This is a genomic window from Nocardia sp. NPDC003482 (assembly GCF_053588115.1).
Window position 1 is genome coordinate 286,443 of the sequence record NZ_JBSFPI010000008.1, and the last position, 26,808, is coordinate 313,250.

The window sequence follows — 26,808 nt, forward strand, 5'->3', positions numbered from 1 at the left end:
CCGGGCAAACGGCGCATACCTCACGGAGTGAGGAATCCGACAATCCGCGATGAACTGGGCCGGACGCCGCCGCGCCCGCGCGCTGCCTTGACATCGCCGGTGAACCCGGAGAACCCTGGAGATAGTTAGGCTCGGTAATTTAATTGTCGCGGGTGGAAGTACTCGTGTTTCTCGGAGTCGGCCCTCGCGAGTCGGGACAACCGGGAGGTCGGGATGAACGAGGAATTGCTGGCCGCGCTCGATCGGCGGGTCGCCGATCTGGTGGCTCGGGACGAGCAGGTCCGCGCGGCGCAACCCGTGGAGACCGTGGGCGAGGCGGTGCAGGCGCCGGACCTGAGCGTCGCGCGGGTCATCGACACGATCATGACGGCCTACGCGGACCGCCCCGCCCTGGGTGAGCGCGCGGTCGAGTTCGTGGCCGACGAGACGGGCCGTCGCCACGGGCGGCTGCTGCCACGCTTCGACACCCTCACCTATCGCGAGCTGTGGGAGCGGGTCGGCGCGCTCGCGGCCGCGTGGCACCACGATACCGAGAAGCCCACGCGGGCAGGCGATTTCGTCGCCATTCTCGGCTTCACGAGCGTCGGTTACACCATCGTCGACCTCGCCTGCACCTACCTCGGCGCGGTCGCGGTCCCATTGCAGGCGGGGGCGTCGCTCGCGCAACTGGGCCCGATCGTGGCCGAGACGCGACCGCGGGTGCTCGCCGTGGACGTCGAACAACTCGATGTCGCCGTCGAATTGGCGTCCACGGTCCACACCGTGCTCGTCTTCGGCTACCACGACCAGGACGACGACCACCGCGCCGCGCTCGAAACGGCCCGTAATCGCCTCGCGGACAAGGATATTCGCGTGGAGACCCTGGACGCGGCCCTGCGCCGCGGGCGGGAGCTGCCGCGCGCCCCGCTGCGCGCCGAGCCGGACGGCGACGAGCTGGCCCTGCTCATCTACACCTCCGGCAGCACCGGAACCCCCAAGGGCGCAATGTATCCCGCGTCGATGCTCGCCCGCTTCTGGCGCGCCACCGACGGTCGCCGCGACCGGACCGGCTTCCGCCTCGACGGCCGTGTCCCGATGCCGACCATCGGCCTGATGTACATGCCGATGAGCCACGTCGCCGGGCGCATCGGTCTGGTCAACGCCCTGTCCCGGGGCGGGACGATGTATTTCGCGGCGCGCAGCGATATGTCGACGCTGTTCGACGACATCGCCCTGGTGCGACCCACCGTGCAGTTCTTCGTACCGCGCGTGTGCGACATGGTCTTCCAGCGCTTCCAGAGCGAGGTCGAGCAGCGGCTGGCCGCCGGGGGCGAGCGCGCGACGATCGAGGACGAGGTGAAAACCGAACTGCGCGAACACTTCCTGGGCGGTCGCCTGCTCGCGGCCCTGTCCGGCAGCGCGCCGCTGTCGAAGGAGATGCACGCGTTCATGGAATCGGTGCTGGGCCTGCACCTCGGCGACGGGTACGGCGCGACCGAGACCGGCGGCGGCATCGTGGTCGACACCGTCGTGCAGCGTCCGCCGGTGCTGGACTACAAGCTCGTCGACGTCCCCGAACTGGGCTATTTCACCACCGACCAGCCGTATCCGCGGGGCGAGCTGCTGGTCCGGGCGGAGACGCTGATCCCCGGGTACTACCGGCGTCCGGAACTGAACGAGCAGATCTTCGACGCCGAGGGCTTCTACCGTACCGGCGACGTCATGGCGGAAATCGGCCCGGACCGGCTGGTGTACGTGGACCGGCGCAACAACGTGCTCAAACTGTCCCAGGGCGAATTCGTGGCGGTGTCGAAGCTGGAGGCGCTGTTCACGGCGAGCCCGCTGATCCGGCAGATCTATGTCTACGGGTCGAGCGAGCGCGCGTATCTGCTCGCCGTGATCGTCCCGACCGCCGAGGCGGTCGCCGCGCATCCCGACGTGGACGGGTTGAAGGCCGCCATCGCGACATCCCTCCAACAGGTCGCCAAGGACGCCGAGCTGAACTCCTACGAGATCCCGCGCGAATTCCTGCTCGAGACCGAACCGTTCAGCATGGCCAACGGGCTGCTGTCCGGAATCGGGAAGTTGTTGCGGCCCAAGCTGAAAGCGCGATACGGCGACCGGCTCGAGCGGCTCTACGCCGAGCTGGCCGCCGAACAGGCGGACGAGCTGACCGCCTTGCGCCGGGAGGCACGCGAGCTGCCGACGCCGGAGGTCGTGGCCCGCGCCGCCCGTGCCGTGCTGAGCCTGCCCGAGGGCGAGCTGCGGCCCGACGCGCGCTTCGCCGATCTGGGCGGGGATTCGCTGTCGGCGTTGAGCCTGTCCAACCTGCTCGGCGAGATCTTCGAGGTCGATGTGCCGGTCGGCGTCATCGTCAGCGCGGCCACCGATCTGCGGAGGTTGGCGGAACACATCGACGCCGAACGTGCTTCGGGCGGCTCGCGGCCGACCGTGGCGTCGGTCCACCCCGAGCCCGCCCGGCCGCGCGCCGCCGATCTCACCCTGGACAAATTCCTCGACCCCGCCACCCTCGCCGCCGCGCCCACCCTGCCGCGCGCGCCCGAACAGCCGCGCACCGTGCTGCTCACCGGAGCCAACGGCTACCTGGGCCGGTTCCTGTGCCTGGACTGGCTTCAGCGCCTGCATGATTCGGGCGGCACGCTGATCTGCGTCGTGCGCGGCGGCGACGCGGCGGCGGCCCGCGCGCGGCTCGACGACGCCTTCGACAGCGGCGATCCGGAGCTGTCGCGCCGGTATCGCGAACTGGCGGACGGCACCCTCGAGGTGCTGGCGGGCGATATCGGCGAGCCGAATCTCGGTGTGGGGGAGCGGGATTGGCGTCGGCTTGCCGAGACCGTCGACTCGATCGTGCATCCGGCCGCGCTGGTCAATCACGTCCTGCCCTACGCCCAGCTGTTCGGGCCGAATGTGGTGGGCACGGCGGAGATCATCCGGCTCGCGCTGACCCACACCGTCAAACCCGTCACCTATCTGTCGACCGTCGGTGTGGCCGACCAGATTCCGCCCGAGGCGTTCACCGAGGACGGTGACATCCGGGAGATCAGCGCGGTGCGCGCGGTCGGCGACGGATACGCCAACGGGTACGGCAACAGTAAGTGGGCCGGTGAGGTGTTGCTGCGGGAGGCGCACGAGCTGTGCGGGCTGCCGGGGGCGGTGTTCCGGTCGGACATGATCCTCGCGCACACCCGGTACGCGGGTCAGCTCAATGTGCCCGATATGTTCACCCGGCTGCTGCTGAGCGTGCTCGCCACCGGCATCGCGCCGAGGTCGTTCTATCGGCTCGACGCCGACGGGAACCGGCAACGGGCCCACTACGACGGTCTGCCCGCCGATTTCACCGCGGAATCGATCGTCACGCTCGGCGCGCGGGCCGATTCCGGCTACGAGACCTACGACGTGCTCAACCCGCACGACGACGGGCTCGGGCTGGACGAATTCGTGGACTGGCTCATCGAGGCGGGCCATCCCATCGAACGCCTCGACGACTACGCCGACTGGCTGTCCCGCTTCGAGACCGCGCTGCGCGCCCTGCCCGAGCGGCAGCGACAGCATTCGGTGCTGCCGCTGCTGCACGCCTATCGGCGGCCCGCGCCGCCGATCCGGGGCGCGCTGCTCCCGGCGAAGAAGTTCCAGGCCGCCGTCCAGGCGGCCGAACTCGGCGCGGATCGCGACATCCCGCACCTCGACCGGGCGTTGATCGAGAAGTACGCGACGGATCTGAGGCTACGGAACCTCCTGTGACGCAGGCCGTTCCGCGGGTCGCTCAGCGGCCCGCGGAAACCGTTGCGAGCGAAGCGGTCCGGTCGCGGTACTCCCGCCGCCAGCGGGCGAAGCCGAGCAGTACCAGAACGAAGAACAACCCGTACACCGCGCCCGACACGTACAGTCCGGACTTGAACGCGAGTGGTACCCCGGCCAGATCGACCAGCATCCAGATGATCCAGAAGTCGACCAGCGCCCGGCTCTGCGCGAAGGTGGCGACCGCGCTGCCGACGAAGATGTAGGCGTTCACCCACGGCGACCAGGCGATGTGCAGCCAGCTCAGGTGCACGAACAACTCGGCCACGCCGATCGTGCCCACGACGAGCACCGCGAGGAGGAACAGTCGTTCGCGGGCGGTGGCCGGGCGCACGAGTAGGTCGTGCCGGTCGCGGGTGCCGCGAGACCAGGTGAACCAGCCGTAGCAGGCCAGGACGCAGAACAGCAGCTGTTTGAGCGCGTTGCCGGGGACGTGCGCGTCGATCGAGGCGGCCAGCAGCAACAGCGCGCCCGCCAACTGCACCGGCCACGTCCACAGGGTCTTGCGCATCGCCAGCCACACCACGGCCAGCGAGGCGATATTGCCCACCAGATCGGTCCACAGGATGTGCTCACCCGCGACCGTGAACCCCGCATTCACCTCTCGGCCAACCCGTACCGCTGCGATTGTTATTCCCGTGGCGGCGGTTCGGGGCCAAGCGAATGTTTCGATCGTTGTTCCAGGGGTGGCGTATCCCCCGGGGTGGCGTTCGGGCCCGGCTAATGTTTCGATCACCGCATGACCGACAGCACCGAGGAGAACCGAATCGCCAGCGCGGAGCGCGAGATCGCCGCGCCCGCCGCCACGATCTTCGAACTGATCGCCGACCCCGCCCAGCAGCCGCGCTGGGACGGCAACGACAATCTCGCCGAGGCCGCGGCCGGGCAACGGGTGCGGGCCGCTGGCGAGGTGTTCCGCACGACCCTGACCGTGGGCGCGGTGCGGGAGAACCACGTCGAGGAGTTCACCGAGGGCCGCCTCATCGCCTGGCGTCCTGCCGAACCCGGGGCCACCCCGCCCGGTCATCTCTGGCGCTGGGAACTCGAACCGCTCGACGAGGGCCGCACTCTGGTCCGGCACACCTACGACTGGACGCGCTTGACCGACGAGAAGCGGCTCGCCCGCGCCCGCGCCACCACCCCGGACAAGTTGCGGGCGTCGCTGGACCGATTGGCCGAGCTGGCCGAGGGCTAGCCGGACGCCGAAAGCCGAACGGCCGCAGGCGCTTACGGGAGGGCCAGCGCCAGGAAGAAGTCGACGCGATCCTCCAGCCGGGACAGGTCGCGGCCGGTGAGTTCCTCGATGCGAGCGATGCGGTAGCGCAGGGTGTTGACGTGGACGTGCAGGAGGTCGGCGCTGCGCGTCCACGAGCCCGACGTCTCGAGGAAGGTGCGCAGGGTGTGTACGAGGTCGGCCCCGTTGTCCCGGTCGTAGGTGGTGAGGGGGTCGAGCAGGCGTAGGCGGAACATGCGGCGGACCTCGTCGGGGACGCTGGCGAGCGGCAGCATGTGAGTGGCGAGTTCGTCGTGGCCGACCACATCGGCGGTGCGGTCGCGGGCGGCGGCCATGCGGCGGGCGTAGCGGGCCTCCTCGATCGCGCCGCGCAGGCCCTCGCCGTCGACGACCCCGCTCACCCCGATCGAGAGCGGGTGGCCGCCGAGTCCGGGCTCGAGCGTGTCGAGCGCGGCGCGGACGCGGTCGAGCACCGATCGGTCCGTGGGCACCAGCGCGATCGCCTCGCCCTCGAGAACGCCCGCGGCCGGGCTTGTGCCCCAGAGTATTTCGCGGAGCAGGGCACGTAATTCCTTGGGGCGCAATATCGTATCGGCGGCGGCAGCCACCGCCACATAGCGTTCGGCCGTGCCGAGGCCGGTGAGTTCCAGCCGGGCGAGGATGTCCGCGGGTTTGGCGTCGGCGACGATGAGGCCGATCAGTTCCTCGGCCACCCGGCCCTGCGCGCTCTGCCGATCGTCCTGGCGGGCGCGTTCGAGCGAGACCACCGCGGCGAGTTCCCCGGCCAGCGCCCGGCGCTCCTCGGGCCAGTCGGCGCAGTCGCCCTCGAACACCAGCAGCCAGTCGGCCACGCGCGAGGTGCCGTGCTCGTCGACCGCGAACAGCGAGAAGCGCCGGTCCTCGACGTCGAGCACGAGCGGCAGGCGGTCGGCCGCGAGGAAGGCGGCCACGACGTTCGCGGGCGGCCGCCGGTCCGGTCCGTCGACCACGCGGCCGGTGGTGGTGAGCACCCAACAGCGAAGTCCCAGATCGCTTTCCAGCAGTCGCAGGATCGAACCGAGGCCGGTGCCCGCGACCAGTTGCCGATGCCGATCGAGGATCGCGCTCAGGTCGGCGGCGCGCCCGGTGGACAACAGGCGGGTGAGGCGTTCGGTGACCGTCGCGAAGGCCACCCGCTCGGGCACCCGGAACAGCGGGATCCGGTGTCGGCGGCAGGCGTCGATCACATCCTCGGGCGGCGCGCCGTACCGCGCGTCGCCGGTGGCCAGCCCCGCCACCCGCGCGCGGGCCAGCGCGGCCACGAAGACCTCGGTGTCGTGCGGGGTGTCGTGCCATTGCAGACCGGTGAGCACCAGTTCCCCGCCGGACAGGTAGCGGCTCGGATCGGGCAGATCCTGGGTGACCACCCAGCGCACGAACCGATCCAGTTCCCCCTCGCCGGTGACCAGCTCCAGACCGAGGTCGGGCATGGTGAGCAGGGCACGCAGACGCATGAAATCCGACGCTAACACGCTCGTCATCGCGTTTGGAGGTACCCACAATCGGCGCGGCGGGAACGGGCCCGCGGTTCGGAGTTCCGGTCGTGGCGGCGAGGGCGGGCGGCGAGTGTACTCAGGGGGACACCGAGGGAGGCCCGATGGATTTTCTGCGACCCGCCGACTGGGCGGAGGCGCTCGCGGCCAAGGCCGCGCGACCCCGGGCCATGCCCATCCAGGGCGGCACCGATGTCATGGTCGCGGTGAACTTCGGCGCCGCCCGTCCGGACGCGCTCCTGGATCTGAACGGGTGCCGGGAACTGCGCCGGATCGAGCGGAGTGCGGGACGGGTACGGATCGGCGCGGGCGTGCCGTACGCGACGATCGTGCGCGAGTCGACCCGGGCGACTCCGGCTTTGGCGCAGGCCGCCCGCACGGTCGGCTCGCCGCAGATCCGCAATCGGGGCACGGTCGGCGGCAATCTCGGGGCGGCCTCGCCCGCGGGGGACTGTCATCCGGCATTGCTGGCGGCGCGCGCGATCATCGAGGTGGAATCCGCGGCGCGGGGGCCGCGGGACATCGCCGTGGACGACTTCTATGTGGGGGTCAAGCGGAACGCGCTCGAGCCGGACGAACTGATTCGCGCGGTCCGGCTGGACGCGGCCGCGGGACCGCAGTACTTCGCCAAGGTCGGCACCCGCAACGCGATGGTGATCGCCGTGTGCTCGTTCGCGCTCGCCCTGTATCCCGAAACCCGCACGGCCGGAACGGGAATCGGCTCGGCGGGCCCGACGCCGTTGCGCGCGGACGCGGCCGAGTGCTACCTCGCCGAGACGCTGCCCTGGGACGACCCCGCGCCGCTGGCCGACGCCACGCTCCGCGAATTCGGCGCCCTGGTCGCGGCGGCGGCCCGGCCGATCGATGACGTGCGGGGCAGCGCCGACTACCGGACCCACGCCCTAGCGGTGCTGGCGCGCCGCACGCTGGGCTGGGCCTGGGACGACGTCGTGACGGCGAGGAGGGCGGCGTGATGCGGGTGCGTGTGGAGGTCAACGGCTCGACCGAGACCGTCGAGCGGGTCTGGGAGGGCGAGAGCCTGCTGTACCTCTTGCGGGAACGCCTGGGCCTGCCCGGCTCGAAGAACGCCTGCGAACAAGGCGAATGCGGTTCCTGCACAGTCTATCTGGACGGCACGCCGGTCTGCTCGTGCCTGGTGGCGGCGGGGCAGGCGCACGGGCGCGCGGTGCGGACGGTCGAGGGGCTGGCCGCCGGGGAACGCCTCGATCCGGTGCAGCGGGCGTTCGTGGAAGCCGGTGCGGTGCAATGCGGTTTCTGCACGCCCGGCCTGATCGTGCAGGCCCACGATCTGATCGACCGCGTCCCGGAACCCTCCGACGCCGAGATCCGGGAGGCGCTGGCGGGAAACCTGTGCCGCTGTACGGGTTACGAGAAGATCCTCGACGCCGTGCGGCTGGCGGCGCGGCGGAAGGGCGGTCGCTGAATGAGCGCGTTCGATACGATCCTCGAAAACGCCTACATCGCACCGGTTGTCGGCGAGGAGATCCCGAACGGTCACATCGTGATCGGGAACGGACGCATCACCGCGCTCGGTCCCGGCCCCGCACCGGAAAGTGAAGGCGCGCAACGGATCGACGCCACCGGCTGCCTCGTCACCCCGGGCCTGGTGAACACCCACCACCACCTGTACCAGTGGGCCACCCAGGGCCTGTTTCAGGACGCGACCCTGTTCGAATGGCTGACCGGGCTCTACCGGCTCTGGGCGGGCATGGACGCCGAGGTGGTGCACGACGCGGCGGGCGCGGGGCTGGCGTGGCTGGCGCTCACCGGATGCAGCACCGCCAGTGACCACCATTACATCTTCCCCACGGGCCGCGGCGACCTGTTCGACGCCGAGGTCCGCGCGGCGGCGGCGGTGGGGCTGCGGTTCCACCCGTGCCGGGGATCGATGGACCGCGGACAGTCCGAGGGCGGGCTGCCGCCGGACGAGGTGGTCGAGCGGACCGACGATATCCTCACCGCCACAGCGGAAGTCGTCGATCGCTATCACGATCCGTCGTTCGACTCCATGCTGCGGGTGGCGGTCGCCCCGTGCTCGCCGTTCTCGGTGAGCGAGACGCTGCTGCGCGAGTCGGCGGCACTGGCCCGCGACAAGGGGGTGCGTCTGCACACCCATCTCGCCGAGACCCTCGACGAGGACCGGTACTGCCGTACCCACATGGGATGCACGCCGGTCGAATACATGGAGAAGCTCGACTGGCTCGGCGCGGACGTGTGGTTCGCGCACGCGATCCACCTGCGCGACTGGGAAATTCGCCGTCTCGCCGACACGGGCACCGGCATCGCGCACTGCCCGAGCTCCAACGCGCGCCTCGGCGCGGGAATCGCCCGGGTGTCCGAGCTGCTGGCCGCGGGCGTGCCGGTCGGACTGGGCGTGGACGGGGCGGCGTCGAGCGAACTGACCTCGATGGCGGGGGAGATGCGGCAGGCGGTGCTGCTCCAGCGCGCGGTGCGCGGGCCGACGGCGCTCGGCGCGCGACAGGCGTTGCGGCTGGGCACGCTGGACGGCGCGCGAAACCTGGGGCGCGACACCGAGATCGGCAGCATCGAGGTCGGCAAGCTCGCCGATCTGGCCGTCTGGCGGATCGACGGATTCCGGGCCGCCGTCGCGGACCCGGTGTGCGCCTTGGTGTTCGGGCCGACCCCGCCGCTGGCCCGGCTGCTGGTCGGCGGCCGGACCGTGGTGGCCGACGGCGAATTGCGCACGGCCGCACAGGACGAACTGGCCGCCGCGGGAGTGCGCGCCCGTGCCCGGCTGCTGCGGGAGGAGGGATCCCGATGAGCATCACCCGCCTGCTCGCGCCCGGCACCGGCGGTGTCGGGGAGAGCGCGTCGCGTCCCGATGGGTCCCCGAAGGTGAAGGGGGAGTTCGCCTACGCGTCGGATCTGCGGGTGGACGGGATGCTGTGGGGCGCGACCCTGCGCAGCCCGCACCCCCGCGCCCGCATCGCGCGGATCGATACCGCGCCCGCGCTCGCCGTTCCCGGCGTGCACGCGGTGCTCACCCACGAGGATGTGCCGGGCCGCAAGGTGTACGGCCTCGATCACACCGCGGATCAGCCGGTGCTCGCCATCGGCGAGGTCCGCCATCAGGGTGAGCCGGTGGCGCTGGTGGCCGCCGACCATCCCGAGATCGCGCGCCGCGCCCTGGCGGCCATCGCCGTCGACTGGGAGGTGCTCGACCCGATCACCGATCCCGTTGCGGTGCTGGCGGATCCGGAGAATCTGCGGGTGCAGCCGCTCGGCGGCGTCGTGCGGCATCAGCCCGTGCGGGCCGGTGACCTCGCGGTGGGCCGGGCGCTCGCCGAGGTGGTCGTGACCCGGGACTACGAGGTCGGCATGCAGGATCAGGCGTTCCTCGGGCCGGAAGCGGGACTGGTCGTGCCCGGCGAGGACGGCGGTCTCGACTGCTACGTCGCCACCCAGTGGCTGCACAACGATCTGGCCCAGATCGCGCCGTGCCTGAATCTGCCGCCGGAGCGGATCCGGCTGACCCTCGCCGGGGTCGGCGGCGCGTTCGGCGGGCGCGAGGACCTGTCGATGCAGATCCACGCGGGCATGCTGGCGCTGCGCACGGGACGGCCGATCAAGATGGTGTACAACCGCGCGGAGTCGTTCTTCGGGCACGTGCACCGGCATCCGGCACGGCTGCGGTACGAGTTCGGCGCCACGCGCGCCGGTCGGCTCGTCTACGCGAAGGTGACGATCGTGCTCGACGGCGGCGCGTACACCTCCGCCACCCGCAATGTCACCGGCAACGCCGCCTCGCTGGCCCTGGGCCCCTACGACGTGCCGCATGTCGAGATCGACGCCTACGGCGTGTACACCAACAATCCGCCCTGCGGCGCGATGCGCGGTTTCGGTGCGGTGCAGGCGTGCTTCGCGTACGAGTCGATGATGGACGAGCTCGCCGCCGCGGTGGGCGTGGACCCGGTGGCGGTGCGGCAGCTCAACGCGGTGACGCGGGGGTCGCGCCTGGCGACCGGACAGGTCCTGCACGCGCCGACGCCGGTGCGCGACATGCTGGGGCGGCTTCGGGCGATGCCGCTCCCGGAAGCGTTGGACCGCAACGATATTCGCGATCTTCCGGGCGGGGTGTCGCAGGCCACGCACGGGGAGGGGGTGGTGCGCGGTGTCGGGTACGGGGTGGGCATCAAGAACATCTGCTTCTCCGAGGGTTTCGACGACTACTCGACCGCGCGGGTGCGGCTGGAGGTCGTCGGGGGCGAACCGGTCGCGCTGGTGCACACCGCGGCGGCGGAGGTCGGGCAGGGGCTGATCACGGTGGAGGCGCAGATCGCGCGGACCGAACTGGGGATCGAGCGGGTGGCGATCCATCCGGCGGACACCGGGGTCGGGGACGCGGGCTCGTCGTCGGCGTCACGGCAGACGTACATGACCGGTGGGGCGGTGCGGGCGGCCTGCGTGGCCGTGCGGGAGCGGGTGGTCGCGCTCGCGGCCGCCCAGGGGTATCACGGGGCAGCGAATATCGTTGGGGGCAAGGTGGTTTCGCGCACGGGCGCGGTGCTCGTCGCGCTGGCCGATGTGCTCGGCGGGGCGGCCGTCGAGGAGACCCGGGAGTTCCGGCACCGGCCGACCACACCGCTGGATCCGGTGACCGGGCAGGGCGAGAGCCACGTTCAGCTCGCGGTGTGCGTGCACCGGGCGGTGGTCGACGTCGATACCGAACTCGGATTGGTGAAGGTCGTGGCGCTGGACGCGGTGCAGGACGTCGGCCGGATCATGAACCGGCCGGCACTGGAGGGGCAGATCCACGGCGGCGCGGTGCAGGGTCTCGGACTGGCGGTGATGGAGGAGATCCAGGTGACCGGCGGCCGGGTGCGCAATCCGTCGTTCACCGACTACCTCATCCCGACCGTTCTCGACACCCCCGCCCAGCGCCTCGAGATCCTCGAAAACCCCGATCCGCGTGCGCCTTACGGGCTGCGGGGCGCGGGCGAACCGCCGACGCTCTCGGCCACCCCGGCCATCGTTGCGGCTATCCGCGCCGCGTGTCGCGCCGCCGGGGGCAGCGGCGAGCTCACCCGGGTGCCGGTGCGGCCGCAGGACATCATCGCCGCGGCGGGGTGCGGACATGCGTGAGCTGGCCGAGGAGTTGACGCGCTGGCAGCGGGCGGGCACACCGTACGCGGTGGCCAGCATTGTCGGCGTCACCGGCAGCGCGCCCCGGGCCGCGGGCGCGGCGATGGCCGTGAGCGCGGACGGGACGGTCGTCGGCAGCATCTCCGGCGGATGCGTGGAGGGCGCGGTGTACGAGCTGTGCCGGGCCGCGCTGCGCACCGGGCGGACGTGCCGGGAGACGTTCGGCTACAGCGATTCCGACGCGTTCGCGGTCGGATTGACCTGCGGCGGTGTCCTCGAGGTGCTCGTGCAGCCGGTCGGGCGCGAGCAGTGGCCGGGCATCGAGGCATTCCTCGGCGCCGACGGCCCGGTCGCGCTGGTGCGGGACACGGACACCGGTGCGGCGCTGGCGGTGGGGCCGGACTGGCGGATCGGGGCGGAGTTCGCCGACGATGTGGTGGGTGTCGCGCGGGGGATGCTCGCGGCCGGGGCCAGCGGGCTGCGAAGGATAGCTTGCGGCGCAACGTATTTCGTCGAGTCCCGGGTGCCGCCGCCGCGCATGATCGTCTTCGGGGGGATCGACTTCGCCGCCGCGATCGTGCGCATCGGCAAGTTCCTCGGCTACCACGTGACCGTGTGCGACGCCCGGCCGCTGTTCGCCACGGCTGCGCGCTTTCCCGACGCGGACGAGGTGGTCGTGGACTGGCCGCACCGGTATCTCGAACGGGCCGTGGTGGATTCGCGCACGGTGATCTGTGTGCTCACCCACGACGCCAAGTTCGACGTTCCGGTGCTGGAGGTCGCGCTGCGGCTGCCGGTGGCCTATGTCGGCGCGATGGGGTCCCGGCGTACCCACGCCGATCGCCTGGCCCGGCTCCGGGCCGCCGGTGTCCCGAAAACCGCTCTGGCGCAATTGCGTTCGCCCATCGGACTCGATCTCGGCGGCCACACCCCCGAGGAGACCGCCGTGGCGGTGGCCGCGGAGATCGTCGCGGTGCGCCGGGGCGGGAGCGGGCGGCCGCTGGCGGAGACCGAGGGGTCGATCCACCGCTTCGACATCGCGGCCGTCCCGCCGCCGATGGAATGCGTCGATACGCGGACCGATATCACCGCGACATCGTGGCCGCCGCCGGGAGGTGGGGCAGCAGGGCGGTGACGCGGTCCAGCTGGGTGGCGTACAGCGCCGGATCGATGGCGGCGATTCGCAGCAGGATGTGCCGGGCGCCCGCGTCGATGTACCTACGCAGTTGTGCCGCAACGCTTTCCGGGGAACCGGTGATCAGGACCTGGATACGCTCGACGGTCTCCAGGGGAAGGGCGTAGTTGGTCTCGGCGTAGTCGCGCAGTCCGGCGCGGCCGCGTTCGGGATCGTCGTCGACGTAGACCGTGGCGAAAAGCGCTGGGGTCACGGAGTTTTCGTCGCGGCCCGCCGTCGCGGCGTGTTCCCGGATGGTGGCCAGGCCGTCCCGGAAGTCGTCGACCTCGGGCGGATACGGGAGCCACCCGTCGTAGAGCCGGCCGGTGCGCCGCAAGGCGGCCGGGGTGATGCCGCCCAACCAGATCGGCGGGCCGCCGGCGCGATGCGGGCGCGGGGATTCGGGCAGCCAGTTGTAGCGGAGCACGGCGCCCTCGAACGGCTCCGAATTACCCGACCACAGTCGCCGCCACAGCCGGACGGTGTCGTCGAGGTGGGAGAAGCGGGTCTTGAACCGCACCCCGGACAGTTCGAATTCCGGTTCGCTGATGCCCGGAAAGCCGCCGCCCACAGCGAGAATCAACCGCCCCTCCGACAGGGCGTCGAGCGAGGCGATGGTCAGCGCCGCCTGCACCGGATTGCGGTAGGCGGGAATCAGCACGGCCGTGCCGAGGGTGATCCGCTCGGTCGCCGCGGCCGCCGCCGCCAGCAGGGTCAGCGGCTCCACGCGCGAGCGCAGCAGCGAATCGCCGACCCATGCCGAGGCGAAGCCGCGCCGTTCCGCGTCCGCCACCCGGTCGATCAGGCCGCGCGCCGAGGCGCCGGCCGTCAGCTGGGCCTGGCCGCTGGGAAGCAGTAATCCGTATCGAATCTCGTTCACGGCGTTCAGGATTCGCCGCCCGCGGGTCGGCGACAATTCCCCGCGGGGTATGAAACCGGGATCGGCGCTGGTCGAGGCCCGTACGGTAACGGGCATGACCGCCGTGGAATACCAGCATCTGCTCGTCGCCCGGGACGGCGACACCGTGCGCATCACCATGAACCGGCCCGCCCGCCGCAACGCGCTGTCCGGGGACCATCTCACCGAACTGCTGGCCGCGTTCCGCGCGGCGGGCGAGAGCGACGCGACCGGCATCGTGCTCGCCGGGGCCGGGCCGGTGTTCTCGGCCGGGCACGACTTCGCCGACGTCGCCGCCCGCGACCCGGCCGGGGTACGGGCGCTGCTCATCTTGTGTACGGAGGTGATGCGGACCGTGCAGGCCGTGCCGCAGGTGGTGATCGCGCGGGTGCACGGGCTGGCGACCGCGGCGGGCTGTCAGCTGGTGGCCTCCTGCGATCTGGCGGTGGCCGCCGAATCCGCGGGATTCGCGCTGCCCGGCGGCAAGGGCGGCTGGTTCTGCCACACCCCGGCCGTGCCGGTGGCCCGCGCGGTCGGGCGCAAACGCCTGATGGAACTGGCGCTCACCGGCGATCCGATCGACGCCCGCACGGCCGTGGAGTGGGGACTGATCAATCGCGCGGTGCCCGACACCGAATTGGACACCGCCGTGGCCGACCTGCTCGGCCGGGCCACGCGCGGCAGCCGCGCGTCCAAGGCCCTTGGCAAACGCACCCTCTACGCCCAACTCGACCGCCCCGAGGCCGACGCCTACGCCATCGCGGTGGCGGTCATGGCCGAGGCCGCGCAACTGCCGGGCGCGCGCGAGGGCATGGCGGCGTTCCTCGAAAAGCGGCAGCCGGTGTGGCCGGATTGATCAGCGTGAGGCCAGATAGTCCGGGCCGCCGATGTAGACGGTCGCGCCCGGGTCGGACGGGTTGGTGGTGGCGTCGGCGACGGCGGTGGCGAACTCGGGGACGGTGGGGAGTGGGCCGTGGGCGGTTCGCGCTGCCACTGCCGCTGGGTCGCGGCGGCCGAGCAGGCGGACGATGATGGTGCCGTCGATCATGTCGCCCGAGACGACCGTGAAACCGATTGCGCGGCGGTCGAATTCGGGGATCATCGCGCGCAGTGCGTCCTCTCCGGCCCGCTTGCTCGCCGCGATGGGCTCGTAGTCCGCGGGGACGGGCTTGCGGCCGTGGAAGTGCGCCTGGTGACTGGTGACGAATACGATGCGGCCGCCCGCGGACAGCCGGGGGAGCGCCGCCCGGGTCAGCCGCACCTGCGCGTCGCGGTTGATGGCCATGGCGTACCCGGGCGGTGCGCCCTGTTCGAGGCCGCCCGAGGCGTTGAGCACCAGCGCGTCGAGGCGGCCGAAGCGGGCCACGGTCGACTCGATCAGCTCCGTCGCCGCGGCGGCGTCGGACAGATCCGCGCCCGCGATCGACGCGCTGCCGCCCACCGCGCCGATCTCGTCCACGAGATCCTGTGCGCGCCTGCGCTTCTCGCGATAGTTGACGACGACATGATCGCCGCGAGCCGCCAGGATCCGGGCCGTCTGGGCGCCGATGCCCCGCGAGGCGCCGGTGATCAGGACGATGCGTCGCGAACTCATACCCACTCCCACTCGATCGCTTCTAATTCAGAACTAACTATGGTGGTTCGAAATGAGAAGTGCAAGGGAATCGGCAGCCGCCCGCGGTGCGGAGCCGTCGCGATCGGCCCGGCACGCCGCCATGGACCTGCTGGGTCAGCGCTGGATGCTGCGCGTGATCTGGGAGCTCGAGCCCGGCCCGCTGGGCTTTCTGGAACTGCGCCGCCGGATGGGCAACTGCTCGTCGAGCATGCTCTCCGCGCGCCTGCACACCCTGCAAGCCGCAGGGCTGGCGGAGAAGTTGCCGGACAAGAACTATCGCCTGACCGCCACCGGGGCCGCGCTCGGCCGCGCGCTGAATCCCGTGTGGGAGTGGTCGGACCGCTGGCAGGGGTCCGGTGAGGAACGTACCGACCGCTGAGTCCGGCGGTGTTACCCTGCCTGCACGATGCGAGGACGGATGGGTTCGATGTGCCGCCGCGCGCTGCCGATCGGGGGCGCGCTGCTGATCGCCGCCTGCGGCGCGAGCGGATCCGACACCCCCGCCCCCGTCGCGCAATCCCCCTCCCGGGATGTGGAAGTCATCGACTGTTCCTTCGGCAAACCGGCCGTCCGGCCCGCCGCGATGATCCTCGCCTGCGCCGACCTCGGCGCCCGCCTCGACCAACTCGCGTGGACGTCCTGGACCGCCGACCGGGCCGAGGGGGACGGCATCGAACGCGACAAGACGTGCGTCCCCGACTGCGCCACGGGCTCCAGCGTCACCAAACCCGTGCATGTCGTGCTGTCCGAGCCGATCGAGCCGGGGCACGTGTTCACCAAGGCCACGGTCGTGGACGCGGACGGGAAGGCCACCAGCTGGCCGTTGACGCGGCGCTGACCCCGCGGTCTTAGCTGTAACTCCGAGTCGCACGCATTGGTAGACTATTGCTACGCTCGCGAAGCAATGGCTGCGATGTAGGTGTGAGCTGGACCAGGAGTACCGATGAAGTTACTTCCCATTCGGGCGCGGGCCCGGACCATCGACCCGGGGGAGGTGGCCCTGGCCGCGCGCAATGTGCACTTCGACTGGCGGGATACGCCGCTGCACTGGATGGCGGACGAGCCGATCGCCTCGCACGTGATCAACGCGCTGAATCTGCTGCTGCCCGAGGGTGAGCGGATGTTCTGCCAGACGTTCTCCGAGGCGCTGCCGCTGGTCAAGGACGAGAAGTTGCGCGAGCAGATGCTCGGGTTCATCGGGCAGGAGTCCATGCACGCCGAGACCCACAACGGGGTGCTCGACGAGGTGCTGTCCGCGCACGGCATCGATGTGGACGCCTACGTGCGGCAGATGGAGTACCTGTTCCGCACCACGCTCGGCGCGCGCGAAAACGCCGACGCCACAAAGCAATTCCAGAATCTGGTGGAGCGGCTTGGGTTCATCGCGACCCTCGAGCACTTCTTCGCCTTCCTCGGTGACTGGGTGCTCAACGCCGATCTGGAGCGGTTCGGGGCCGACCCGCGGGTGCTGGACCTGTTCCGGTGGCACGGCGCGGAGGAGGTCGAGCATCGGTTCGTGGCCTACGACGTCGCCGAGTACTTCGAGATCGGGTACGTGCGGCGCTGCGCGCTGATGCTGATCGTGTTCCCGATCTTCCTGGCGCTGGTCGGCCGGGGAGCGAAATACCTGGTGCGACAGGATGATTCGCTGCCCGATCTGGGGTATCCGCGGTTGATCGCGCGGATTCTCGGGTCGATGTGGCGCGGTGCGCTGCCGGGGGTGCCGTCGCTGCTGTGGAGCGCGCTGTCGGTCTTCAAACCCGGGTACACGCCGGAGTCGGTCGGGTCGACCGCGCAGGCGGTGGCGTATCTGGCGAAGTCCCCGGCCGCGCGGGCGCTGGCGTCGTGACCGTCCGTCGCCCCGCCCCGGCCGGGTTGCCCGCCGATCTGTACGGAAAACGGCGGCGGGACAGGGCGATTCGCGTCTTCGACGCGGTCGCGCAGACCCGCTTCCGATGGACCGAGCTGGTGAACCGGCGCAACCCGGCGGGCCGGGTGGACGACCGCAGGCTGGCCTTGACCGTCGCCGAGCGGCGGGTGGAGGCGCACGACACCGACGTGATCAGCCTGTCGCTGGTCGCGCCGGACGGCCGGGAGCTGCCCGGGTGGCGGCCGGGGGCGCATCTGGATCTGGAGTTGCCCTCCGGGCGGTTGCGGCAGTACTCGCTGTGCGGCGATCCGGCCGATCGGCGGAGTTATCGAATCGCGGTGCGCCGCATCCCCGACGGCGGCGGCGGATCGCTGGAGGTGCACGAGGCGCTGCCGGTGGGCGCGCGGGTGACCGTGCGGGGGCCGCGCAACGCCTTCCCGTTCGTGCCGCCCGGCTACGGATCCGATACGGCCCGAGTACGGTTCGTGGCCGGCGGGATCGGGATCACGCCGATCCTGCCGATGATGCGCATGGCCGACCGGCTCGGGGTGGACTGGTCGATGATCTACACCGGCCGCACCCGCGACACCATTCCCTTCCTCGACGAGGTGGAGCGGTTCGGGGAGCGGGTCGTCGTCCGCACCGACGACGCGCACGGCCTGCCCACGGCGGCCGAACTGCTCGGCGACCTGAGGCCCGGGACCGCGCTCTACTGCTGCGGTCCGGTGCCGATGACCACGGCCGTCGCCGCCGGGGTGCGCGAGGTGCCCGAGGTGGAACTGCACTCCGAACGGTTCTCCGCGCCGCCGGTGCTCGACGGCAGGCCGTTCACCGTCGAGCTGGCGCGTACCGGCGAGATCGTGGAGGTGCCCGCCGACCGCTCGGCGCTCGACCGCATTCTGGCGGTGCGGCCCGACACCGCCTATTCGTGTCGGCAGGGGTTCTGCCGCACCTGCCGCGTGCGGGTGCTGGCGGGCGAGGTCGAGCACCGCGACACCGTGCTGACCCCCGACGAACGCGCCGCGGGCGACATGCTCGTCTGTGTATCCCGCTGCGGCGGTGACCATTTGGTGCTGGACCTGTGAAGGAGAACGTTGTGACCGATCGGATCCTCGCGCCGGAGGCCGAGCGCGTCGTCCGCAGTGGCGAATTCGAGCTGGCCGTCTACGAATACGGCGATCCGAGCGCCGAGACCGTGCTGCTGGTGCACGGGTGGCCCGACGACCATCACCTGTGGGATCGCGTGATTCCCTTGCTGGCCAAGCGTTTTCACGTCGTCGCCTACGATACGCGCGGGCACGGGCGCTCCACGCGGACCGAGCGCACCGCGGACTATCGGCTCGGTGAGTTCGCCGCGGACCTGTTCGCGGTGGCCGACGCGGTGAGCCCGGACCGGCCGGTGCACGTGCTCGCGCACGACTGGGGTTCGGTGCAGTCGTGGGAGGCGGTGTGCGAGCCGCGCGCGGTCGAGCGGATCGCGTCGTTCACCTCGGTGTCGGGACCCAATCTCGATCATCTCGGAAAGTGGTTGCGGGACAGGGTTTCCCGGGGCGCGGTGTGGGGGCCGTTCACGCAGTTGCTGTCGTCGGCGTACACGTTCCTGTTCATGACGCCGGGTGTGCCGCGGGTGGTGCTGCGGCCGCTGTCGGCGGAGAAGGTGTGGCAGCGGTTCGTCGGGCTGATGAACGAGACCGCGCCCGGCAATGTCCGGTTGGGACCGACGTTCCGCGAGGACTTCTTCGACGGGATGCGCATCTATCGCGCGAATATCGTTCCGCGCCTGCTGAATCCGCGCGAGCGCCGCACCGAGGTGCCGGTGCAGCTGATCATCGCGCGCCGCGACGTGGCCGTGCGCCCGGCCGGGTACGCGGATTCGCAGCGGTGGGCGCCGCGGCTGTGGCGGCGCGAGATCGCGGGCGGGCACTGGCTGCCGTTCTCGCATCCGGAGCTGTTGGTCACGGCCACAACGGAATTCGCGCAGGCGGTGAGCGGCGGCGAGGCGCCGCGCGCGCTGCGGCGGGCCGAGGTGGGGCGCGAGCGCGGGCGGTTCGAGGATCAGCTGGCGGTCATCACCGGCGGCGGCAGCGGGATCGGCCGGGAGACCGCGCTGGCGTTCGCGCGCCAGGGCGCGGAGATCGTGCTGTCGGACATCAACCTGGACGCGGCCAAGGAGACCGCCGAACTCGTCACCGCCGCAGGGGGAATCGCGCACGCCTACGCGGTCGACGTGTCCGACGAGGCGGCGATGGCCGAGCACGCGGCGGCGGTCATCGCCGCGCACGGGGTGCCGGACATCCTGGTCAACAATGCCGGGATCGGCCAGGCCGGGGACTTCTTCGACACCTCCGCCGCCGAGTTCGACCGGGTGCTGCGGGTCAATCTCGGCGGGGTGGTCAACGGCTGCCGCACCTTCGGGGCCGCCATGGCCGAGCGCGGGCTGGGCGGGCACATCGTGAATCTGTCCAGCATGGCCGCGTATACGCCGCAGCGCGGGTTCAGCGCCTATTCGACGAGCAAGTCGGCGGTGTTCATGTTCTCCGACTGCCTGCGAGCGGAGTTGGCGGGCAAGGGAATCGGCGTGAGCACGGTGTGCCCGGGGATCGTGGCGACGAATATCGTTGCCGCGACCCGTTTCTCGGGGCTGTCCGCCGACGAGGAGGCGCGCAAGCAGGCCGAGTACGACCGGTTGTACCGGCTGCGGAGTTACGGGCCGGAGAAGGTCGCGCGGCAGATCGTGCGGGCCGTCGAGCGCGGGCAGGCGGTGGTGCCGGTGACGCCGGAGGCGCACCTGCAATACCACTTCCACCGGTTCGCGCCCGGACTGCACCGGTTCATCGCCGCGCGGGTGAAGCTGACCTAGAGCGCGGCCCCGGTCACGGTGTTGTCCTCGTCGTCCCCGTTGCGGGTCGCCAGCAGGCTGGTCACCGTGACCACGCCCAGCGTCACGACGATCACGCCGAGCGAGGCCAGCGTCGGAATCTCCGGCACCCCGGGCCACACCTCGTGCGCCCAGTGCAGCACGAGTTTGAGGCCGATGAACGCCAGGATGACGGCCAACCCGTAGGCCAGGTGGACCAGCCGCGAGAGCACCGCCTGGAGCACGAAATACAGCGCGCGCAGGCCGAGCAGCGCGAAGGCGTTCGTGGCGAAGACGAGGTACGGGTCGCCCGTCACTCCGTACACGGCCGGTACCGAATCGACGGCGAAGACGAGGTCGGTCGCCATCACCGCGGTGACCACGAGGGCCAGCGGGGTGAGGGCCCGGCGGCCCGCCTCGCGCACCGTCATGCGCGTGCCACGGTAATCGTCGGTGACCGGCATCAGACGCCGCATGAACCGGACCGAGCGCATCGAGGAGATGTCGACCTGCTGTTCCTCGCCGCGGACGGCGTCCCGGAGCAGTTTGAGCGCGGTGATCAGCAGGATCAGCCCGAACAGCAGGAACGCCCAGTCCAGCGAGGCGAGCGCGGCCGCGCCGAGCGCGATGAAGATGCCGCGCAACGCCAACGCGCCCACGATGCCGAACAGCAGCACCCGCTGGGCGAGGGCCGCGGGCACCGCGAACGCCGACAGCAGCAGCATGAAGATGAAGAGGTTGTCGACCGACAGCGACTTCTCCAGCAGATAGCCGGTGAAGAACTCGGTGGCGGGCGTGCCGCCGTAGGCCCACCACACGCCGAGCCCGAACAGGACCGGCAGCGCCAGATAGAAGACGGTCCACCCGACGGCCTCGCGCATCGAGACCTCGTGCGGTTTGCGGGTGACCACGAAATCCAGGGCCAGCAGCACCAGCGCACCGGCGATGGTCGCCGCCCACAGCCAGGGGGAGCCGATCGTGTGCAGCGTGGCCGCGGACAGGTGCGTGGTCATAGATCTCCTCGGGTACGACAAGTCGCCCGAGGTCTCCTTCGCCCGGATCGGGCGGTCACCCGGGGACTCCGATGGCGGAATCCGTACTGACCGGCATGACGCTTGGGAAGTACTCCCCTCGTGTCCGATAGTAGCGATGTTTTTGCTCGAAACCAACCCGGCGTACCGGCTTGACCTGAAGTTCGGTTCAGGTTGGAGGCTGGTCCTCGTAATCGTTCGAGGAAGGGATGTGGCCGAAAATGCGTGTGGTCGAGGCGAAGTCGTTCGGTGGGCCGGAGGTCCTCGTGGTGAGCGAGGCGCCGGATCCGGTGGCCGGGCCGGGTGAGGTCGCGGTGGAGGTCTCGGCGGCGGACGTGATGTTCCTGGATGTGCGGTTGCGCAGTGGGTGGGGGCTGGATTTCTTCCCGGTCGAGCCGCCGTACGTGCCGGGCGGCGCGGTGGCCGGGGTCGTGTCGGCGGTCGGACCCGGGGTGGATCCGGGGTGGGTCGGCAAACGGGTGGCGACCCGGACGGCGGCCAGTGCGATCGGAGGTGGGGTGCCGACCGGGGGGTACGCGGAGCGGGCGTTGGCGTCGGCGGAGGCGCTGGACGAGCTGCCGGAGGGGTTGAGTGTCGTGCAGGGGGCGGCGTTGGTGCACGACGGGCGCACGGCCACCGCGGTGGCGGCCAAGGCCGAGGTGCGGCCCGGGGAGCGGGTGCTGATCACGGCGGCCGGTGGGGGCTTGGGGGCGTTGCTGATTCAGTTGGTGAAGGCGAGCGGGGGGCGGGTGATCGCCGCGGCGCGGGGTGCGGCGAAGCTCGAGCTGGCTCGTCGGCTGGGGGCGGACGAGGTCGTCGATTACGGCTCGGACGGGTGGGCCGAGCGGGTGCGGGAGGTGGGGCTCGTGCTGGACGGGGCCGGTGGGGAGATCGGGCAAGCGGCGTTGGGGACGCTGGTGCGGGGTGGGCGGTTCATCGGGTACGGGAATGCCGCGGGAGGGTTCACCGATACGGAACAGGCTGCGGCGCAAGGGGTTACCGTCGTCTCGTTGATGGATCTCACGCAGGGGGTCGCCGATTGGCGGGCCTTCGGTCGCAAGGCGCTCGCCGAGGCGGCGGCGGGGCGGTTGGAAGTCGTTGTGGGACAGACGTTTCCGCTGGAGGAGGCCGCCGCCGCCCACGCCGCCATCGAATCGCGGAGCGCTGTCGGCCGGACGATCCTGACCGTCTGACTCAGCGGGGCGTCAGCACTACGACGGCGATGGGGCGCGTGGTCATCTTCTGATACTGGGTGTATCGGCCGTGATTCACCTTGTCCACCAACGCCCACCGCCGGGCGTAGTCGGGGTCGTCGGGATAGGTGGCCGCGGCGGTCACCGCGATCCGCTTCGGCCCGACATTGATCTCACACTCCGGCTTCGCCTTCACATTCGCCAGCCACCCCGGCGGCTTCGCCGCTCCTCCGTTGGACGCGGTGACGAGGTAACTCTCCCCGTCCTCGGCATAGGTCAACGCACTGGTCCGCGGCTGCCCGCTCTTCCGCCCCACGGTGTGCAGCAACAGCGTCGGATTCCCGAACAGAACCCGGTGCCCCACCCACCCTTTCGACCGCTCGTACACCCACTGATGCACCTTCAGCACGTTCCCGAACAGACTCACCGGCCGCTCCTCCCATCGCCCCCTCCGTAGCGTTACCCTATCGCCCCGACCCGCCGAGTAGGCGGCAGCCGGGTGGACCCGGTACCATCGCCCAAGCTCACAGGTCGCATCGGGGGCGGTAGCTCAGTCGGTTAGAGCCGCGGACTCATAATCCGTTGGTCGTGGGTTCGAGCCCCACCCGCCCCACATTGGTCAATCCGTTTTCGACCAGACCTCGTACATCTTCCGCAGTGTGGTCACCTCCACCTCTTTGCCGATCGCCAGGGCGAGACGTGGTCGGCGGAACTTGCCGAGCGAAGGGAAACTGCCACAGTCGGCCGAGGGGACCGCCGAACGGGTTACCGGAATGCGCCCGGTGAAGTGCTGGTCCGTCGCCGGGCGTGTCCTTCGCTTGATAAGGGTGTCGTACAGCGCCGCATCCGTTCAGATGGCTTCGTCATCGAGGATTCAACAGCTCGGTCGGGTACCGGTTTCGATCTAATAGCAAAGAAACCGTCTGGTCGCTGTGGCTCTGCCGTTCGGAAAATTCCGAGAACCCATGATTTTCGATGTGTAACAGCGAATGTCGATGCGGGGATGTTCACGCCGTGAGGACCCTTCGTCGCTGTCTTGGGTTTATTCGCTGCGGTATGTTTCATCCGGCAGGTACGAGTATCCATTGCAACTCTCGTCGGAGGCCGCCATGGGCATCGACTTCCGCGGAGTGACAGGTACCCCGCTACTCGCGAGCTTTCTTTGCCTGGGGCGGAAAATCAATAGCCGCACAGTAAGTCACCGACCAGGAGGTCGGTTGTTTTTCGGAGGAAGCTTTGTCACTGCGAAATGAAGAGCGCCGTTTTCGGTGGATGGCGGCGCGGCCGGTGTTCTACGGCCCGTTCGCGAGGTGGGCCGATCGGCGGGCCGCCGTCGCCGATGCTCGTCACCGGGTATTCGAAACTCTCTTGACCACCGAGGATTTGGAACAGGTGGAACTGCGGCTCGTGCCGCCGTATGTAGAGCAGTTGAATCAGCGATTCGGTGAGCAGGCCGATGCGATCAGGTACCGACTGGACCGGTTGATCGAGGGACTCGAGGCCGAGCGCACGGCGTCGCACGATCGGATCAAAGTGCTCGATTCCCAACTCGGGCAGGTTCGCGCTCGATTGGCGGACTTTCCGCCGCTCGCACCTCCGGAGGTCCTGGAACAGCGCAACAGCCTGGAACTCGAGACGGACCGCGAGTTGGTGGCCGCCCGCAATCAGCGCCAATGGCGCGCCGAACGCGCCGTGCACGAGAAGGTCGAAGCGTCGTTGGACTCGCGCAAACACGCTCTGCTCGAACGAGTTTCGATCCTGAACGGAAAGATAGCGGCCGTCGAGAATGCCGGGGCATCCCTGGTCAGACGCCGCGGCGCCCACGCTCGTCGCCGCGCCCGCGCCTATCAGCGGTGGCTGCTGCTACGACACCCGGGCGGAGCGGCGCTGCTGAGGGTGCTGATTTTCGACGAATCCCCGCTCCCCGATTGGGTTTCGGATCAGCACACGGCCCCGCGTGGAAACACGGTCCCGCTGACGGTTTCGAGCATCACCGGTCCCAGCGCTCACAGCCGCCGGAACGCGGTCGGAGCGTAGGAGGACGATATGGCGAATTGGCGTTTCATAAAAGGAAGACGTCCCAACTGGTCTCGGGCAGGTAGCGGACATTCCGGTGCGGGCACCGGGCCTACTTTCGTCGACATCCCTGAAATCGACGGTTGGCGCTCCAAAGGCCACGCCCTGGCACCGACACCCGACCGCGAAGCGGTGATGCTGCGGGTACGGACCGAGGTGGAGCGGCTGGCGGACAGCATCGATGAGGGTACCGCCAGAGCGCTCGATCTGTTGATCGAATCCTGGGTCGCGCAGTGGCTGGCGGTGGTGGACACCGCGTACATCGACGCCTGTTCGGTCGTCGACGTGCACTACGGGCAGGCCGCGCAGTTGGCGGTCGAGGCGGAGAGCGCCCTCGAATTCGAGGGAGACCGGTTGGATCGGGCACGGCGGGATCTCGCGCATATCGAATCCGTATTGCTCGGGCGAGAAGGGAAATTCAATGGCCGAAACGGGTGACGAGCGCCGGGTTCGGCACGAAACCGGAAGCGTATCGCTGCTCGGCGAGGTGTCCCGGGTCGAGATCGTGGTGCATCTCACGGCATTGGCGCTGGGTTCGATGGCGGATCTGCTCGCCTTCAAGACGGTGGTGGATCTGTTGCTGGGCGCGGACGAGTGGATCTCCTGGGGCATCGCCGCCGGTGTCACCGGGCTCGCTTTGACTGCGGCGACCCTGATGGGTCCTCGGATCGACGAAGTAAGACACGGGAACCGCGCGGCGCGCCTGTACGCCATCCTCGCGGCGGTTGTGTGGGCGCTGCTCGGCATCATGCTCGTCGTCGTTCGTTGGTCGAGCCCGAGACCGACGGGTTCGGGTCTGGACTCCGGTGTCGACACCATCACCCTGGCCGCCGAAGTCGCCTCACGTGAGGCGCATCTGGGCGCATTGTTCTTCGGGTGTCTCTACCTGATCAGTGGTGTAGGCGCGGCCCTGGTTGCAATCCGGTTGGCGAACCCGGTGCACCGGGCGCGTGCAGATCTGCGGCGGCAGGAGGCGAGACTCACCCGGGCCCGCGGTCACGCGGAACGGGCTCAGGTCGCGCTGGCGCATCACTCCGGCGAGTTCGAGCGAGATCTCGCGCGCCGCAACCAGGCTCGGGCCGACCGGCAGGCACTCGGCGCTGAGGCCGCGCACTACGCCAGGGTCTTGATGGCGCAGTACATGAAGGATCCGCGCAAGACAGGGGTGACCGAATCCGGACCTCTGCCGGGCCCGGCACATCCCGTGCCCGAGCCGGGGTGGGACGGCGACGAGGGGAGCGCCGCGTGAACATCGGTGACGAGGTGCAGTCCGCGCGCATGGTTGCCTGTGGGACCCGGTCGGCGATACCGGCCGTACCCAACTTCGGACCCGGTCGCGATCGACTGCGGATCGTGGCGTCGGCGAAGCATCATCCCTCGGCACGGGTGGTGCCGATCCGTGGACCGGGCATCCTCCCGCCCACCCGCTGGCCCGCGGACTGGTGCTCGCTCAGTTATGGCGTCGACTACTCGTTTCTCTTCCGCCATCACGGTGTCTGGCCACGGTGGGCGCACGATGATCCGATCATCGTGCGGCTGCGCTCGGGTGACGACGAAATCTTTTGGTGCGTCAGGGCAGAACTCGTCGCGGCGCTCGAGGAGCTGCGGCTGCTGACCGGGTTGCCGCTGACACTGGGTGAGGATTTCGAGCGCGGGGATCCACCGGGCGCGTTCGTGACCTCCGAGATCCGGGTGTCCTGTGTTCCGGAGTGCTCCGAGGGTCCGGGCTGGCGGTGGCGGATGGGTGCCCTCGGCGCGGGCGGGATTCGTCTTCGCCCGGCGGACGGCCGTATTCACGCGGCATTCGCGTTGATCACAGCAGATCCGATCGCCGGGGATCGAGTGCCCGCGGACCCCGCGACCGTGCTCCGACACGAACTCGGGCATGCCCTGGGCCTCGGGCACGCACATCGCCAGGGGCTGGTCATGAACGACCGTGCCATGCACGGGAATTGGGGATTGGGTGACCGGCTGGGGCTGTCTCTCGCCGGCGGCCGACTTTCGATGAAGGAAAACGAAGATGAGATTTTCGAGAAGCGGTGACCGGGCGCGGGCCGCGTTCACACTGCTGGCCATCGGGCCACTCGTTGTGATCGCCGCCTGCGGGACCGGGGCCATGACGGTACCGCCTCGCCCGGCGGCCATGCCTCCCGGTTGCGGTCGTTCGGGTCCGGTCGTGCTCGCGGTGGGCGGCCATGCGAACACGCCCGCGCCCGCATTGTCGACCTCGATGGCCACAGCGGTCGACGATGCGGCCGCCATGGACGACGCCGCCCCGATCGGAGTTGTGAGCATCGAGGGCACTCCCCGCCTAGGGCGTGTCCTGTAAGTGGTTGTGTGGGTTTGGGTGAGTCGATGTGCTGGTTGTGTTAACGGTGTGGGGTGGTTGGTCGAGGTGAAGTGACG

General features: G+C 70.1%; 25 protein-coding genes and 1 tRNA gene. 19 read left to right on the top strand and 7 right to left on the bottom strand.

The window, feature by feature from the left end; all coding sequences use genetic code 11:
- Positions 1-213: 213 nt before the first annotated feature.
- Positions 214-3,741 (top strand): carboxylic acid reductase, encoded by a 3,528-nt coding sequence (gene car, locus ACWDSJ_RS15410; RefSeq protein WP_450032457.1) that lies wholly within the window; start codon positions 214-216, stop codon positions 3,739-3,741.
- Positions 3,742-3,763: 22 nt separating this feature from the next.
- Here car and pnuC read toward each other — a convergent pair whose 3' ends face one another.
- On the bottom strand, positions 3,764-4,399 hold the full coding sequence (gene pnuC, locus ACWDSJ_RS15415; RefSeq protein ID WP_387368968.1) for a nicotinamide riboside transporter PnuC: 636 nt from the start codon (positions 4,397-4,399) through the stop codon (positions 3,764-3,766).
- A gap of 138 nt (positions 4,400-4,537) precedes the next feature.
- Between pnuC and ACWDSJ_RS15420 the strand changes: the two genes are divergently transcribed.
- A complete protein-coding gene (locus ACWDSJ_RS15420; RefSeq protein ID WP_450032459.1) occupies positions 4,538-4,993 on the top strand; it encodes an SRPBCC family protein in 456 nt (151 codons plus the stop codon).
- Between the two features lie 32 nt (positions 4,994-5,025).
- Here ACWDSJ_RS15420 and ACWDSJ_RS15425 read toward each other — a convergent pair whose 3' ends face one another.
- Positions 5,026-6,525: a PucR family transcriptional regulator gene (locus ACWDSJ_RS15425; protein WP_450032461.1), complete on the bottom strand. Its 1,500-nt coding sequence runs from the start codon at positions 6,523-6,525 to the stop codon at positions 5,026-5,028.
- A gap of 143 nt (positions 6,526-6,668) precedes the next feature.
- On the opposite strand from ACWDSJ_RS15425, the gene ACWDSJ_RS15430 reads away from it, so the two are divergent.
- The 5 genes from ACWDSJ_RS15430 to ACWDSJ_RS15450 are packed head-to-tail and all read left to right on the top strand — an operon-like array spanning position 6,669 to position 12,823.
- Positions 6,669-7,538: an FAD binding domain-containing protein gene (locus ACWDSJ_RS15430; RefSeq protein ID WP_450032463.1), complete on the top strand. Its 870-nt coding sequence runs from the start codon at positions 6,669-6,671 to the stop codon at positions 7,536-7,538.
- The gene (locus tag ACWDSJ_RS15435; protein ID WP_450032510.1) at positions 7,538-8,008 is read left to right on the top strand and encodes a (2Fe-2S)-binding protein; all 471 of its coding nucleotides are present in this window, start codon (positions 7,538-7,540) and stop codon (positions 8,006-8,008) included. The genes ACWDSJ_RS15430 and ACWDSJ_RS15435 overlap by 1 nt, the downstream gene beginning before the upstream one ends.
- Entirely contained in the window at positions 8,009-9,367 is a 1,359-nt protein-coding gene (locus ACWDSJ_RS15440; RefSeq protein ID WP_450032465.1) for an 8-oxoguanine deaminase, read from the top strand.
- Complete coding sequence (locus ACWDSJ_RS15445) at positions 9,364-11,688, top strand: molybdopterin cofactor-binding domain-containing protein (RefSeq protein ID WP_450032467.1); 2,325 nt, start codon at positions 9,364-9,366, stop codon at positions 11,686-11,688. Before ACWDSJ_RS15440 ends, ACWDSJ_RS15445 begins: the two co-directional genes overlap by 4 nt.
- Positions 11,681-12,823 carry an XdhC family protein gene (locus tag ACWDSJ_RS15450; RefSeq protein ID WP_450032469.1) on the top strand — a complete coding sequence of 381 codons (1,143 nt, stop codon included), beginning with the start codon at positions 11,681-11,683 and terminating at the stop codon, positions 12,821-12,823. The genes ACWDSJ_RS15445 and ACWDSJ_RS15450 overlap by 8 nt, the downstream gene beginning before the upstream one ends.
- Here the strand turns inward: ACWDSJ_RS15450 and ACWDSJ_RS15455 are convergent.
- A complete protein-coding gene (locus ACWDSJ_RS15455; RefSeq protein ID WP_450032471.1) occupies positions 12,774-13,742 on the bottom strand; it encodes an LLM class flavin-dependent oxidoreductase in 969 nt (322 codons plus the stop codon). The two genes, ACWDSJ_RS15450 and ACWDSJ_RS15455, sit on opposite strands and share 50 nt — an antisense overlap.
- A 94-nt stretch (positions 13,743-13,836) precedes the next feature.
- On the opposite strand from ACWDSJ_RS15455, the gene ACWDSJ_RS15460 reads away from it, so the two are divergent.
- Positions 13,837-14,616: an enoyl-CoA hydratase-related protein gene (locus ACWDSJ_RS15460; RefSeq protein ID WP_450032473.1), complete on the top strand. Its 780-nt coding sequence runs from the start codon at positions 13,837-13,839 to the stop codon at positions 14,614-14,616.
- Here ACWDSJ_RS15460 and ACWDSJ_RS15465 read toward each other — a convergent pair whose 3' ends face one another.
- Entirely contained in the window at positions 14,617-15,354 is a 738-nt protein-coding gene (locus ACWDSJ_RS15465) for an SDR family oxidoreductase (RefSeq protein ID WP_450032474.1), read from the bottom strand. It abuts the gene before it with no gap.
- A 52-nt stretch (positions 15,355-15,406) separates the two neighbouring features.
- On the opposite strand from ACWDSJ_RS15465, the gene ACWDSJ_RS15470 reads away from it, so the two are divergent.
- The 5 genes from ACWDSJ_RS15470 (at position 15,407) to ACWDSJ_RS15490 (ending at position 20,105) form a co-directional block, all read left to right on the top strand.
- On the top strand, positions 15,407-15,754 hold the full coding sequence (locus ACWDSJ_RS15470; protein ID WP_450032476.1) for a winged helix-turn-helix transcriptional regulator: 348 nt from the start codon (positions 15,407-15,409) through the stop codon (positions 15,752-15,754).
- Between the two features lie 27 nt (positions 15,755-15,781).
- The gene (locus tag ACWDSJ_RS15475; RefSeq protein ID WP_387368990.1) at positions 15,782-16,213 is read left to right on the top strand and encodes a hypothetical protein; all 432 of its coding nucleotides are present in this window, start codon (positions 15,782-15,784) and stop codon (positions 16,211-16,213) included.
- A gap of 105 nt (positions 16,214-16,318) precedes the next feature.
- On the top strand, positions 16,319-17,224 hold the full coding sequence (locus ACWDSJ_RS15480) for a metal-dependent hydrolase (RefSeq protein ID WP_450032478.1): 906 nt from the start codon (positions 16,319-16,321) through the stop codon (positions 17,222-17,224).
- Positions 17,221-18,330 carry a PDR/VanB family oxidoreductase gene (locus tag ACWDSJ_RS15485; protein ID WP_450032480.1) on the top strand — a complete coding sequence of 370 codons (1,110 nt, stop codon included), beginning with the start codon at positions 17,221-17,223 and terminating at the stop codon, positions 18,328-18,330. The genes ACWDSJ_RS15480 and ACWDSJ_RS15485 overlap by 4 nt, the downstream gene beginning before the upstream one ends.
- 11 nt (positions 18,331-18,341) lie before the next feature.
- A complete protein-coding gene (locus tag ACWDSJ_RS15490) occupies positions 18,342-20,105 on the top strand; it encodes an SDR family oxidoreductase (protein WP_450032482.1) in 1,764 nt (587 codons plus the stop codon).
- On the opposite strand, the gene ACWDSJ_RS15495 is transcribed toward ACWDSJ_RS15490, so the two are convergent.
- Entirely contained in the window at positions 20,102-21,115 is a 1,014-nt protein-coding gene (locus ACWDSJ_RS15495; protein WP_450032484.1) for a TerC/Alx family metal homeostasis membrane protein, read from the bottom strand. The two genes, ACWDSJ_RS15490 and ACWDSJ_RS15495, sit on opposite strands and share 4 nt — an antisense overlap.
- 239 nt (positions 21,116-21,354) lie before the next feature.
- Here ACWDSJ_RS15495 and ACWDSJ_RS15500 point away from each other — a divergent pair, with 239 nt between their 5' ends.
- Positions 21,355-22,326: a zinc-binding dehydrogenase gene (locus ACWDSJ_RS15500; RefSeq protein WP_450032486.1), complete on the top strand. Its 972-nt coding sequence runs from the start codon at positions 21,355-21,357 to the stop codon at positions 22,324-22,326.
- Between the two features lies 1 nt (position 22,327).
- Here the strand turns inward: ACWDSJ_RS15500 and ACWDSJ_RS15505 are convergent, their stop codons facing one another.
- Complete coding sequence (locus tag ACWDSJ_RS15505) at positions 22,328-22,753, bottom strand: nitroreductase family deazaflavin-dependent oxidoreductase (RefSeq protein ID WP_387369002.1); 426 nt, start codon at positions 22,751-22,753, stop codon at positions 22,328-22,330.
- A 112-nt stretch (positions 22,754-22,865) separates the two neighbouring features.
- Between ACWDSJ_RS15505 and ACWDSJ_RS15510 the strand changes: the two genes are divergently transcribed.
- Positions 22,866-22,939: transfer RNA gene (locus ACWDSJ_RS15510), tRNA-Ile, on the top strand.
- A gap of 626 nt (positions 22,940-23,565) precedes the next feature.
- On the opposite strand, the gene ACWDSJ_RS15515 is transcribed toward ACWDSJ_RS15510, so the two are convergent.
- On the bottom strand, positions 23,566-24,150 hold the full coding sequence (locus ACWDSJ_RS15515) for a hypothetical protein (RefSeq protein WP_450032488.1): 585 nt from the start codon (positions 24,148-24,150) through the stop codon (positions 23,566-23,568).
- Positions 24,151-24,372: 222 nt separating this feature from the next.
- Here ACWDSJ_RS15515 and ACWDSJ_RS15520 point away from each other — a divergent pair, with 222 nt between their 5' ends.
- The 4 genes from ACWDSJ_RS15520 (at position 24,373) to ACWDSJ_RS15535 (ending at position 26,731) form a co-directional block, all read left to right on the top strand.
- The gene (locus ACWDSJ_RS15520; RefSeq protein ID WP_450032490.1) at positions 24,373-24,840 is read left to right on the top strand and encodes a hypothetical protein; all 468 of its coding nucleotides are present in this window, start codon (positions 24,373-24,375) and stop codon (positions 24,838-24,840) included.
- A complete protein-coding gene (locus ACWDSJ_RS15525; RefSeq protein ID WP_450032492.1) occupies positions 24,824-25,651 on the top strand; it encodes a hypothetical protein in 828 nt (275 codons plus the stop codon). The genes ACWDSJ_RS15520 and ACWDSJ_RS15525 overlap by 17 nt, the downstream gene beginning before the upstream one ends.
- A 104-nt stretch (positions 25,652-25,755) precedes the next feature.
- On the top strand, positions 25,756-26,445 hold the full coding sequence (locus ACWDSJ_RS15530) for a hypothetical protein (RefSeq protein WP_450032494.1): 690 nt from the start codon (positions 25,756-25,758) through the stop codon (positions 26,443-26,445).
- The gene (locus ACWDSJ_RS15535; protein WP_450032496.1) at positions 26,423-26,731 is read left to right on the top strand and encodes a hypothetical protein; all 309 of its coding nucleotides are present in this window, start codon (positions 26,423-26,425) and stop codon (positions 26,729-26,731) included. Before ACWDSJ_RS15530 ends, ACWDSJ_RS15535 begins: the two co-directional genes overlap by 23 nt.
- The last annotated feature ends 77 nt before the right edge of the window (positions 26,732-26,808 follow it).